A 12,944-nucleotide genomic window follows, 5' to 3' on the forward strand; every position below is an offset into this window, starting at 1 on the left:
TCATGTCAAAACACTAAAAAGATAAAGAAATGAACAAAATAATAAATGTAGGATTAGCTTCTTTTGGGATGAGCGGACGTTTGTTTCACGCTCCATTTGTAGCAAATCACCCACTTTTTCGGTTACAAGCTGTGGTGGAAAGGCATAAAAACGATTCACGAGAAAAGTATTCTCAATCAAAATTGTATCGTTCTTTCGATGAGTTACTCCTTGACGAAATCATTGATTTGATTGTGATCAACACTCCCGTACAAACACATTATGAATACACTAAAAAGGCATTGGAATTAGGGAAGAATGTATTGGTGGAAAAGCCTTTTACCGTTACGAGCGACCAAGCAAAAGAGTTACAGCAATTGGCAGATTCAAACGATTGTTTTTTAAGCGTTTACCAAAACAGGCGTTATGATGGAGATTATCTTAAGGTTAAAGAAATTATTGAAAGTAGAGCTTTAGGAACCATTAAAGAAGTAGAAATCCGATTCGATCGTTTTCGCACCTCAATCAGTGAAAAAATTCATAAAGAAGCTCCCATAGCAGGGTCAGGAGCTCTGCATGATTTGGGAGCTCATCTTATTGATCAAGCATTGCAACTATTTGGTTATCCAAAGTTTATATATGCTGATTTAGGATTCCTACGCGAAAAAACACAAACGAATGATTATTTTGAACTCATTCTATTTTATGAAAACGAACTTCGTGTACGCCTAAAATCTTCAACCATATCAAAGGAAAAAGGCTGGGAATATATCGTACACGGTGATCGAGGCAGTTTTTTACAACAACGATTTGACGCTCAAGAGGATATGCTTTCAAAGGGAATTACTCCAACTACCGAAAATTGGCTTCCTAAAGTGCAATATCCGAACGGTATATTACACACCTATACCGTTTACGAGCAGACCGTAGCTCAACACGGAAACTACATGGATTTTTATCAAAATGTATATGAATCAATGGTTTATGGAAAATTAAATCCTGTTCCTGCTAACCAAGCTGTGCAAACCATGTCTGTGATTGACAAGGCTATTGAAAGTTTTTCTCAAGGAAGGAAAATATCGCTATAGAGATGATTCTATAACATATTCGTTTTAGATGTTAAAAGTCATGAACAACCGTTGATGATAACCATTGAGAGGCTTAGCGAAATTGAAAGCCTCTGTTTCGATAAAATAGTATTAATATAACTTTTAAAAACCTCTCGCTATGAAGTGGTTTTTTGTATCTTTGCGGTTCTAAATTTTCTATTTATAAAATTAATAAAATGCAACAATATCACGATTTATTACGACATATTTTAGAACACGGACACAAAAAAGAAGACCGCACTGGAACGGGAACCATTAGCGTATTCGGCTACCAAATGCGGTTCGATTTAAGCAAGGGATTTCCCGTTGTTACCACCAAAAAACTACATTTAAAATCTATTATTCACGAGCTTCTTTGGTTTTTAAAAGGCGATACCAATATTAAGTATTTATCTGACAATGGTGTTCGCATCTGGAACGAGTGGGCTGATGAAAATGGTGACTTAGGTCCTGTGTATGGACATCAGTGGCGTAATTGGAACAACGAAGATATTGACCAAATCAAGCAAGTAATCGAAACCATCAAGAAAAACCCTGATAGTCGTCGTATTATTGTGGCGGCTTGGAATCCTTCAGTATTGCCCGACACTTCAAAATCCTTTTGTGAGAATGTTGCCAACGGAAAGGCCGCTTTACCTCCGTGCCACGCCTTTTTTCAATTCTATGTGGCAGACGGAAAACTTTCCTGTCAGCTTTATCAACGTAGTGCTGACGTGTTTTTAGGGGTACCTTTCAACATAGCCTCGTACGCCTTATTAACAATAATGGTGGCTCAAGTTTGTAAGCTAGAAGTTGGCGAGTTTGTACACACTTTTGGAGATGTTCACATTTATAACAATCATCTTGAACAAGTAAAATTACAACTGAGTCGTGAGCCACGTCCTTTACCCATAATGAAGCTCAATCCAGAGGTAACCGACTTATTTTCTTTTAAATATGAAGACTTTACACTAGAAGGTTACGACCCTTATCCTGCCATAAAAGGAGAAGTTTCGGTGTAGATACTTAACAATCAATACATAAAACATTTCAAAAAACATAGCGATGCAATCTTCATATACCATTTACAATGCCTCGGCGGGTTCTGGAAAAACTTATGGTTTGGTAAAAGCCTATTTGAAAATCATTTTAAGCGATGAAAAAATAGACTCTTTTCGTCGCTTATTGGCTATCACATTTACCAATAAAGCTGTTTTTGAAATGAAGGATCGGGTAATTGAAATGCTTACCGAATTTTCAGATATAAAAAGCCTTACCGAAGCTAATTCGATGTTTGAAGAGCTTAGGCAAGAATTGAAAATTGCTCCCGAGAAATTGCGTTCGCGTTCCGAGTCTGTCTTGAAACACATACTCCATAATTATGCTGCTTTCAACATCAGCACTATTGATGGATTCAATCATCAATTGATACGTAACTTTGCCTTCGATTTACAATTAAATCAATTTTTTGAGGTACAGTTAGATCAAAAAACCATACTGCGTACGGCGGTTGACAATCTGATGAGCAGGGCTGGAGAAGATGCTGAAATTACCCAATTACTTATTGATTTTTCAGAAGACAAAATGAAAGAAGACAAGAATTGGGACACCACCAAAGAACTACTGGAAGTAGCAGAGATGCTCACCAAAGAAAATCACTACACAACTCTTAAAGAACTGAAAGAGAAGACACTATCTAACTTCATAGCTCTAAAAAAAATACTACAACAAAAACTATCACAAAGCATAGAAACCATACGGCAAATCACCACTGATTTTTTTACACTATTGAATGAAAACGATTTAGATGAAAATATTTTCTCTGGAAAATACATGTTTAACTTTTTCAAAAAAATACAAAACGATCCTAAAAGGGAACCTGTTTGGGGTGCAAACTGGCAATTAAATTTGGAAACAAAACCTTTATACGCTGAATCAAATAAGAAAGGATTAAATACAGCTCTAATTGACAGCCTACAACCTGAATTTGTACGACAGTTCAAAACTGTACAACAACAATTTGGAGAATATAATTTTGTAAAAAATGCACTGCAGTATGTAGTTCCTTTGGCTTTGCTAAATCGTATTCAAAATGAAATAGAATTAATTAAACAGGAAGAAAATATTCTTCCGATTTGGGAGTTTAACTCGGTGATTTCCAACGAAATTACAAAACAAACTATTCCATTTATCTATGAGCGTATTGGTGAGCGTTTCCAGCACTATTTTATTGACGAGTTTCAAGATACATCAGAATTGCAGTGGAACAACCTTAAAGAGTTGATATCCAATGTAGTATCAAGCGAAGATATGAATCAACAACAAGGCTCTGTATTGTTAGTGGGAGATGCCAAACAATCAATTTATCGATGGCGAGGAAGTAAAGCTGAGCAATTTATGGATTTATATCTCAATAAAAAACAGCCTTTTACGATAGGGGGGATTGTCGTAAATTTAGAGGAAAATTACCGAAGTTTAGAAACTATTATTGATTTCAATAATAAATTCTTCAAATTTACTTCCACCTTTTTTGAGTCTGAAGAATATCAAAATTTGTATGCTAATGCCACCCAAAATTACCCCGAATACAAAAGAAATAATCAAAATTTCCCTATTGGATATGTAGATATTCGATTTGTAGATGTTGAACAAGAGGAAGAAAACTACGAAGAGGAAAATATAGCCGATGAATTGGGATATACTCCAAGAGAACTGACTTATTGCAAAGAGGTTTGGGAAACAGTCAAACATGCCAATGAATCGGGAGCCAAAGACGAAGATATCACTATTTTAGTTCGTAAAAAACGTGAGGGATTGGCATTAGCCTCCTATCTTTCTGCACAAGGAAAAAAAATTATTTCTCCTGATTCCCTTTTGTTGAAAAATGTGCCATCAATTCGTTTTCTGATTTCGCTACTACGAGCAGTACAAAATCCTGATAGCAAAGAGTTAAAAGTCAATATGTTATTCGATTTTATCAGTGTAAAAAATACAGCTGATGTACACAACTTCATTACCGAATATATTGACCAACCTATCGATTCTTTTTTTGAAAAATACGGCTTTTCATTGGCTCAATTCAATGGTTATTCCCTTTACGAAGGCATGGCATTAGCAGTCAATCGTTTTGATTTAGCTAACGATTCAGATGCTTACATAGCAAGTTTTCTGGACATCATTTTTGAGTTTAAAAACACCAACAAAGGTGGAATTTCCGATTTTCTTTTGTACTGGGAAGAAAATCAAGACGCTTTAAGTATTAGTTCTCCGGAAGGATTAGATGCTATTTCGATAATGACCGTGCATAAAAGTAAAGGATTATCAGCTCCGGTGATTATCTATGCCTTTGCCGATAGCGAGTTAGTGGATACGAAAAAAGACACGCTTTGGTATCCAGTAGATGCGGAAAATTTTGGTGGTTTTTCACATTTGTTAGTGCGATTCAATAAAGGAATAATCAATTTTGAAACTCAAAGCCAAGAGATTATCAATCAACATAATGAACAAAATAAATTAGACCAAATCAATGTGCTGTATGTGGCAATGACTCGCCCTGAATCCTTCCTTTATGTGATAACAGCTTTACCAAAATCACCTAAAAAGCAAACCTATGGTACACTTCTAAAGGAATTTGCTGGATTACACATTTCCCTTCTGAACCAAAACGAGAAAATACAATGTAACGTTAATGAAAATGAGTCGCATTACACCTTCGGCAGCCCTATTTTCCCACAAAGAAAAAAACAAAAGCAAATTGGCTCAGATGGCTTCATTAAATTTCAGAAGGATTGGAAAACTCCTAACTATAAAATTGCTACTGGAGCTTCTCTTTTGTGGGATACTACTCGAAAAGAGGCTATTGAGCGAGGAAATCTGATGCATAAACTATTAGCCGAAATCAAATATAATAGTGATATTCAAAAAGTATTAGAAAAAAACCTACAAAATGGTACTATTTCACAAGCTCAACATGAATTGATTGAGAAGCAATTGATTGAGTTGTTACAACGAAAAGAAATACAACCCTATTTCACAGACAGATACACCTACTACATTGAAAGAGAGTTTGTCGATTCTAATGGTAACTATTTCCGTCCAGATCGCATTGCCTATTCTACCCAAGAAAAAATTGCTGTTATCATTGATTATAAGACAGGAAAACCTAATGAAAAAGACATACAACAGATGTCCTATTATGCCAATAATTTATCCCTGTTAGGCTGGAACATCACCCAAAAGATATTGGTTTATTTGAACACGAGTGAAATCATTTTTGGATAAAGTTACACCTTTCTTAATCTTTAAAAAACGAATCTACGAACTCGTATTTATTGAAGACCTGCAAATGTTCTATGCCTTCCCCTACTCCAATGTACTTCACCGGAATTTGGAATTCGTCTGAAATTCCGATGACTACACCTCCTTTAGCGGTTCCATCTAATTTGGTAACAGCCAAAGCCGACACTTCGGTTGCTTTGGTGAATTGCTTGGCTTGTTCAAAAGCGTTTTGTCCTGTTGAGCCATCCAAAACAAGTAATACATCGTGTGGAGCGTCAGCAATAACTTTTTGCATTACTCGCTTCACTTTAGTCAATTCATTCATCAGATTGATTTTGTTGTGCAAACGTCCGGCCGTATCAATTATAACAACATCAACATCTTGTGCTACAGCCGATGCTAAAGTATCGTAAGCTACAGAAGCTGGGTCACTTCCTGTTTGTTGCTTAACAATTGGCACACCGACTCTGTCTGCCCACACTTGTAATTGGTCAATGGCGGCTGCACGAAATGTGTCTGCTGCACCAAGCATAACTTTATATCCTTTCTTCTTAAATTGATATGCCAACTTACCAATGGTAGTGGTTTTCCCCGCACCGTTGACCCCAACAACCATCATGACATACGGTTTTTTATCCACAGGAATAACAAAATCAGTATCTTCACCGCTGTTAGTCCCTGATAAAAGTCCAGCGATTTCCTCTCGAAGAATTCTATTCAATTCATTAGTTCCTAGGTATTTATCACGAGCTACTCGTTTTTCAATCCGTTCGATAACTTTCAAAGTGGTACTTACGCCGAGATCACTGCTAACTAAAACTCCTTCAAGCTCATCCAGCACATCGTCATCTACTTTCGATTTACCTGCAATTGCCCGACCTAATTTGTCAAAAAAACTTACTTTTGACTTTTCTAATCCTTTATCAAGGGTTTCTTTTTTTTCCGAAGAAAATATTTTCTTAAAAAAATTCATTGCCATGGACTTCCTGTTTCTAGTTAAATTTTATTGCTTAATATTGTTGTTTTATCATACAAATCAGAATCAAACCCCTATTTTTTCACAGAATTTGCTAAATGCATGAAAGTTACATTCCTTATTTTGGGTGCTAAAATACGGAATAAATTGAAATGTAAAAATATCTTAGTAATGTATTTCAAATCAAGAAATAAGACAAATCTGCATATCTGTCAAACACATTTTCTGATTTGGACTTTCCTCTCATATAACTAACTGACATACAACATACATTCACTTCAAAAAAATGGAAATGATTAAAATATTCATATTGTACCTCAAAGAGTGTTCTGCAAAGTTATAAAATTATTTTGAAAATTTTATTTCAAATCTTGGTATAATCCAGTTTTCCAATTATTTTGATGGATGAATTTTAGTAGTTTTTCAAATCGGGAAATCATTTTTTCGCCTGAATTTCGCATTACATAATTCGGAAAATTAAATTCTTTCTGATGCAAATTGGTAAATTCCCAAGGATGAAAATACAATGTAGCGTAATTTCTGTACTTCATCGTTCTTTTTAAAAGAAAATGGAAAAACCACTGCGGAAAGTTGTGAAAAGAAAGCCAAAAAAGAGGAATACGAAATAGCGGACTCACAGCGGCAGGAATTTGCAGAAGTCCTTTTTCAATAAAAATGCGTTTTGATACGTGTAATTTATTGTATCTACCCGGTAGAATGGTCGGGTTTACGGACGAATTATAAATATATCCTGCTTCTTTTACCTCGTTTGCCTCTATTTCTGCCATTCTCGGCATACGAAGTCCTTTTATTTCAGTTTGAAATTGTTTTTCTAAGGCTTCTTTGGACATTTTGAGATGAGAAATTTCAAAATTAGAATGATAATAGGTGTGTGAAGCCAATTCGTGTCCTTCCATCAAAAGACGTTCTATTAAATCAGGACAATTCTGTGCAAAAACAACCGTTGAAAAAAATGTAGCCTTGGCGCTGTATTTTTTTAAAAGGTCTAAAATGGCGATTGTTCCTTCACGTGATATGGCTATTTGTCTTTGGAAATCAATGTTGTAGCCATATTCTTTTGGCATATCAAATTCTTCGATGTCGAATGAAAGATAAATCATTGTGAATTATGTTTTCTAAAAATTTCTTTCTTGAATGATGTAATTGGGTCTGTCTTTAGTTTGTTTAAATATTTTTCCGATATAAATTCCGATAATTCCAAGAATGATAAGTTGTAATCCGCCAAAGAAAACAACTGTCATAATCAGTGATGCCCACCCTGATATTTCTGTTCCGTTTATAAATGAAAAAATCACATAAGGAACGTATAAAATAGATAATAATGAAAAGGCAAAACCAAGATACACAGCAAAATGCAATGGTTTTACACTGAACGCTGTAGCTCCTACCATTGCCAGATGAAGCATTTTTTTTAGAGTATATTTGGTTTTTCCAGAAAATCTTTTCTGTGCAATATACGGAATGTAAACCTGACGAAATCCAGTCCACGGAACCATTCCTCGCAGGAAAGGTTCATTTTCACTCATTGATCGAATTACTGATACCACTGACTTGTCCAACAACCGAAAGTCTGCAGCACCATCTTTTATCTCAATATCAGTAATGAAATTCAGTGTTTTATAAAAATAAGTAGACGATTTTTTTATCTTATTTGCCGCATCAGGAGCATATTTACGTATCGTAGCCACTACTTGATTCCCTTCTTGCCATTTTCTGACAAGTTCAGGAATGAGAGAAGGTGGGTGTTGCAAATCAGCGTCCATTGAAATTACAGCATCACCAAAAGCATTGTCTAAACCTGCTTTTACAGCCAATTGATGCCCAAAGTTTCTCGAAAAGGAAATATACTTCACATTTTTATACCTCTGACACATTTCTTTTAAAATCTGTAGCGAATCATCAGTGCTTCCGTCATTGACAAAAATAAGGTTAAACGTGTAATTTTCAAGTGATTTTTCTTGAAAAATAGCTTGTACCGAGTCGTATAATACTCGAATATTTCCTGATTCGTTATAACAAGGAACTACGATGTCAATCTGTTTTTTTTGCATTTCTTTAATCATTTCGATTTTCAAAGAGCAATCTGTCTTTATAATTCAAAAAACACATTTCCCAAATCATTACTAACCAAACAATTGCTACAGGAATTGCCCGTAGCGAATATTTAATAATAAAAGGTTCTTTTAGGGGTTTAAATATGTCTGTAGGTGAGAGTGATGCTAGTATTGTAAGGGACAAAAGGCTTATTTTTAACCATTTGTTTTGGTTCGGACTTGCTACAAACCATATTCCAATACCTACATAAGCTATTATATAAGTACTATTTTCCGTTCCTGTGCTAAACAGACATAAAAACATACTTACAGAGGCTAAAAACATCAACCGAAAATTTTTATTTTGATACTGATTAAAACGTAAATAAGGCAACATGAATAGTACTAATCCGGTTACAATTACCACTAAATTATTATTAAAAACCCCCGTTCGTTGCAGAAATCCTAATAAGGATAGATTTTGAAGGTTGTATTGTAAAGCATTCATATTCGAATTGTTCTTGACTGCCAATCGTTCAAACCATTCTTGATACTGAGAGATAACATATTGCGGTGAGGAATAAAGCATTGGTAAACAAAATAAAATCACCAACCAAAGTAGTCCCGACCCTATGAATCGAATCTTATCTCTTGAAAAGAAGAAAAAAGCAAGTCCTACAATGCCATAAATTTTTGTTAGAATCCCTATAACAATCAGCAATGTAGCCCAATGGCTTTTCCCTTTTTCTATGAAAACAAATGCTCCTACTAAAATGGCTACTATACTGATATTGAATTGTTGCATTGCTGCTGCGGTATATAAATCGTGAGCTGCAATAAGTAATATTCCTATTATTTGCCATTGTTTCAAAGGCAGTTGACGTATCGCCCAATACAGAAAGAGTACGTTGCTCATAATCCAAAGTGAACAACCTAACCAATTAGGCAAAACAGCGAACGGAGCAATTATAGCGCTAAACAAAATTCCATAATGATTTACATCAAAGTACTCTGTTGGATATTCAGCGTAAAGCGATAGTTTTCCAATGGTGTGACGGAAGACTCCTTCAAAAATCAAATAGTTATTATACTTCTCTCGTATAAAAACATTCTGAATTACGGTAGCAAGAGCCAAACCGAACCACAGCAATGTAACGAAGCGAAAATCCCTAAACAACCGTAGCATCATTTTTTTTTGCAAATATAACTATTTCTGTGAAAAAAGTAATTTATTTTGAAAAACAACGCACATAGGTCTCGTAAAATCATTATCTTTGCCCTTATTGATTTTTATTTATCTAAATTATATGCGTAAATTAACATTATGCTTTTCAGCATTGCTTTTATTACTCTCTGTAAATGAAGCAAATGCACAGCTTTTCAAAAGTAAGAAGAAAAAAGCCCAAATCGAGGCTGAGGCAAAGAAAAAAGCCGAAGAAGCTAAACCTAAGGGATTTGATGCAATTATCCCAAAAACGGCAAAAACTACACAAGGATTGTTTACCATTCATAAGGTAAACGACAAGTATTTTTATCAGATTCCCGATTCGCTTTTAGGGAAAGAAATGCTGATGGTTACTCGTATTTCCAAAACAGCAACGGGCATCGGTTTTGGGGGAGAAGAGGCTAACAATCAAGTAATTAGATGGGAAAAGAAAGATAAAAAAATATTAGTGAGAATGGTCTCACACAGCATCATTGCTAATGATAGTTTGCCTATTTATGAGGCAGTTATCAACTCGAACGTTGAACCTATTTTAGCTAGTTTCGATATTAAAACACGAGGAAAAGACAGCATTTCATCAGTGATTGAAGTCAATGAGCTTTTTGAAAAAGACACCAAACCTTTTGGACTTTCGGAACGCTATCGAAAACAATACAAAATTGGTGGAATAGACACTAAACGAAGTTTTATTGAACGAATAAAAACATTCCCAAAAAATATTGAAGTGCGTAGTATAAAAACATACAACGCTTCTGAGCCACCTGCTTATACCAGTCGCATTGCGGGGATTATCACTGTGGAAATCAACAATTCAATGATTTTACTTCCTGAAAATCCTATGAAACGCAGGTATTTCGATGAGCGTGTAGGTTGGTTCACAACCAGTCAAACCGATTACGGACTTCCTGTACAAAGAACAAAATCAGTAACTTATCTTGATAGATGGCGATTAGAAGTAAAAGAAGAAGACATCGAAAAATTCAAACGTGGCGAACTTGTTGAGCCTAAAAAACCTATCGTTTATTACATCGACCGAGCTACACCCAAAGAGTGGGCTCCGTACATAAAACAAGGTATCGAAGATTGGCAAAAAGCCTTTGAGGCTGCAGGATTCAAAAATGCTATCATCGCGAAAGACCCGCCAACAAAAGAAGAAGACCCTGATTGGGACCCTGACGATATGCGATACTCGGTGGTGCGTTACTTAGCTTCTCCCATACCAAATGCTAATGGTCCACACATTAGCGACCCACGCACGGGTGAAATTCTAAATGCCAATATCAATTGGTATCACAATGTTATGACCTTGCTTCGCAATTGGTTTTTTGTACAAACGGCAGCCATCAATCCTGATGCTCAAAAGCCAGAATTTAAAACCGAAATTATGGGACGTTTGATTCGATTTGTATCTTCACACGAAGTGGGGCACACTCTCGGATTGCCTCATAATATGGGAAGTAGCCACGCGTATCCTGTAGATTCATTACGTTCGGCTTCTTTCACCAAAAAACACGGAACTGCTCCTTCCATTATGGATTATGCCCGATTTAACTACATCGCTCAACCTGAGGATAAAGGCGTGGCTTTAATGCCTGAAATCGGGATTTATGACAAATATGCTATCGCTTGGGGATATCGTCCTATTTTGGATAAATCTGCTGAAGAAGAGAAAGAAACGCTAAATCAGTGGATTTTAAAACACGCAGGCGACCCTCTCTATCGCTTTGGACATCAACAGGCAGGACACATTGTTGACCCAAGTTCGCAATCGGAAGATTTGGGAGACGATGCAATGAAAGCAAGTGCCTACGGAATTGCTAACCTTAAACGTATCGTACCAAATTTGATAAAATGGACAACCAAAGAAGGAGAAACTTATGAGGATTTAAAAAGTCTTTACGGTCAAGTTTTAGGTCAATATCGTCTTTATATCGGACACGTTTCGGCTAACGTCGGAGGTGTTTACGAATATTACAAAACCGCTGACCAATCGGGCGAAGTGTATGTTTATGTTCCGAAAGACATTCAAAAACGAGCTGTTCAATTCCTTAGTAAAGAGGTGTTTAAAACGCCATCTTGGCTCATTGATAATGCCATCATCAAACGTATTGAATATGCAGGAACATTGGAACGCATTAAAAATACACAAGCTATTGGTTTATCACATTTGTTAGACATTGCACGATTACACAGAGTAATTGAAAATGAAGCTCTTAATGGAGATAAAGCATACAAAATTACCGAATTGATGAGTGACATCCGAAAAGGCGTATGGACAGAACTTACAATGGGAGCAAAGATTGATGCTTACCGCAGAAACTTACAACGTTCACACGTGGAAATTTTAGGAAAAATTTTACTCGAAACCAAAGCGTTACCTCCTGCTCCACCAAGTCCTTACTTTAAGGGAACGAATGCTAATGCTCACACCTCGGACATTAAGGCGGCTGTTCGTGCCGAACTTTCACAAATTCGCACGATGGCTCGTTCAGCTTCTTCCGCAGATGCTATGACCCAAAACCACCTGAAAGACATCGTTGCTCGTATCGACAAGCTATTCGAAACGAAATAAAATCTTTTTATTTTTTCAAAAGGAATTATTAATCTCTTAAAAATTGGATTGATAATTCCTTTTTTTCTCTCATAAAATATGAATAATTAACCCAATAGAATACTTTTTCTTACATTTGCATTGTCAATTATTTAGATTTATTATGAATAAATTATTCAAATCTATAAAAAAAGTAGTATTACCATTGTTTGTACTACTAAACATAAGTTTTCTATTTGCACAAGATGAGGATAATAAAATCCATTGGGGGATTAAAGGAGGTTTGAATTATTCAAGGTTAGCAGCCGTTTACCCTTTGCAAGATGGCCTTCAGGGTAAAGACGATATTTTCTTTGGAGGATTTGCGACCGTAAAAACATCTTTACCTGCTGTCAATTCATTTCTTTTTGAGCTAACTTACTCAGGTCAAGGAGTTTATTATGAAGATATGATTGAAAATCGATACATACATTACAACCTACCTCACCTCTCGATTGGTTACAAAGCTCGTTTCAAACTTCACGAACATATTTTCTATCAATTAGGATTTTCTACCGATTTCTTGCTACGAAAAAATGATATCACTTCGGAATTTCAAAATTTTGACACTACAGTTTCGCTATTCGGATTTGAATTTATCTTCAGCAAAAAAATCAGTGTTTTCTTAGATGGGAAAATAGGTCTCCAACAATCAAATATTAAAAATGAGGTAGTGTTTCCCAAAGTATGATACTCAAATCCACCCAAAATTGATGTAGAAAAACACAATTTCAAAGGCTTTTATATGGTTTTC

General features: G+C 35.7%; 9 protein-coding genes. 5 read left to right on the top strand and 4 right to left on the bottom strand.

All coding sequences use genetic code 11. The features are described from left to right. Positions 1 to 29 precede the first annotated feature (29 nt). From CCAND38_RS11050 to CCAND38_RS11060, 3 genes are all read left to right on the top strand, one after another. The gene (locus tag CCAND38_RS11050) at positions 30 to 1,067 is read left to right on the top strand and encodes a Gfo/Idh/MocA family oxidoreductase (protein WP_042345476.1); all 1,038 of its coding nucleotides are present in this window, start codon (positions 30 to 32) and stop codon (positions 1,065 to 1,067) included. A 197-nt stretch (positions 1,068 to 1,264) separates the two neighbouring features. After that, on the top strand, positions 1,265 to 2,089 hold the full coding sequence (locus CCAND38_RS11055; protein WP_042345479.1) for a thymidylate synthase: 825 nt from the start codon (positions 1,265 to 1,267) through the stop codon (positions 2,087 to 2,089). Between the two features lie 43 nt (positions 2,090 to 2,132). After that, positions 2,133 to 5,348: a UvrD-helicase domain-containing protein gene (locus CCAND38_RS11060; RefSeq protein WP_042345481.1), complete on the top strand. Its 3,216-nt coding sequence runs from the start codon at positions 2,133 to 2,135 to the stop codon at positions 5,346 to 5,348. 13 nt (positions 5,349 to 5,361) lie between these two features. On the opposite strand, the gene ftsY is transcribed toward CCAND38_RS11060, so the two are convergent. From ftsY to CCAND38_RS11080, 4 genes are all read right to left on the bottom strand, one after another. Continuing rightward, a complete protein-coding gene (ftsY, locus tag CCAND38_RS11065) occupies positions 5,362 to 6,318 on the bottom strand; it encodes a signal recognition particle-docking protein FtsY (RefSeq protein WP_042010304.1) in 957 nt (318 codons plus the stop codon). Between the two features lie 362 nt (positions 6,319 to 6,680). Further along, positions 6,681 to 7,442 carry a polysaccharide deacetylase family protein gene (locus CCAND38_RS11070; protein WP_042345483.1) on the bottom strand — a complete coding sequence of 254 codons (762 nt, stop codon included), beginning with the start codon at positions 7,440 to 7,442 and terminating at the stop codon, positions 6,681 to 6,683. A gap of 15 nt (positions 7,443 to 7,457) precedes the next feature. Further along, the gene (locus CCAND38_RS11075; protein WP_041913983.1) at positions 7,458 to 8,393 is read right to left on the bottom strand and encodes a glycosyltransferase family 2 protein; all 936 of its coding nucleotides are present in this window, start codon (positions 8,391 to 8,393) and stop codon (positions 7,458 to 7,460) included. A gap of 4 nt (positions 8,394 to 8,397) precedes the next feature. After that, complete coding sequence (locus CCAND38_RS11080) at positions 8,398 to 9,564, bottom strand: glycosyltransferase family 87 protein (protein ID WP_042345485.1); 1,167 nt, start codon at positions 9,562 to 9,564, stop codon at positions 8,398 to 8,400. 118 nt (positions 9,565 to 9,682) lie between these two features. Here CCAND38_RS11080 and CCAND38_RS11085 point away from each other — a divergent pair, with 118 nt between their 5' ends. Both CCAND38_RS11085 and CCAND38_RS11420 read left to right on the top strand, forming a co-directional pair. Next, entirely contained in the window at positions 9,683 to 12,172 is a 2,490-nt protein-coding gene (locus CCAND38_RS11085; RefSeq protein ID WP_042345487.1) for a zinc-dependent metalloprotease, read from the top strand. A gap of 142 nt (positions 12,173 to 12,314) precedes the next feature. Then, positions 12,315 to 12,881, top strand: coding sequence for an outer membrane beta-barrel protein (locus CCAND38_RS11420; RefSeq protein WP_052458247.1), 567 nt, complete (start codon positions 12,315 to 12,317; stop codon positions 12,879 to 12,881). The last annotated feature ends 63 nt before the right edge of the window (positions 12,882 to 12,944 follow it).

The organism is Capnocytophaga canis (assembly GCF_000827555.1).
Lineage (GTDB): Bacteria > Bacteroidota > Bacteroidia > Flavobacteriales > Flavobacteriaceae > Capnocytophaga > Capnocytophaga canis.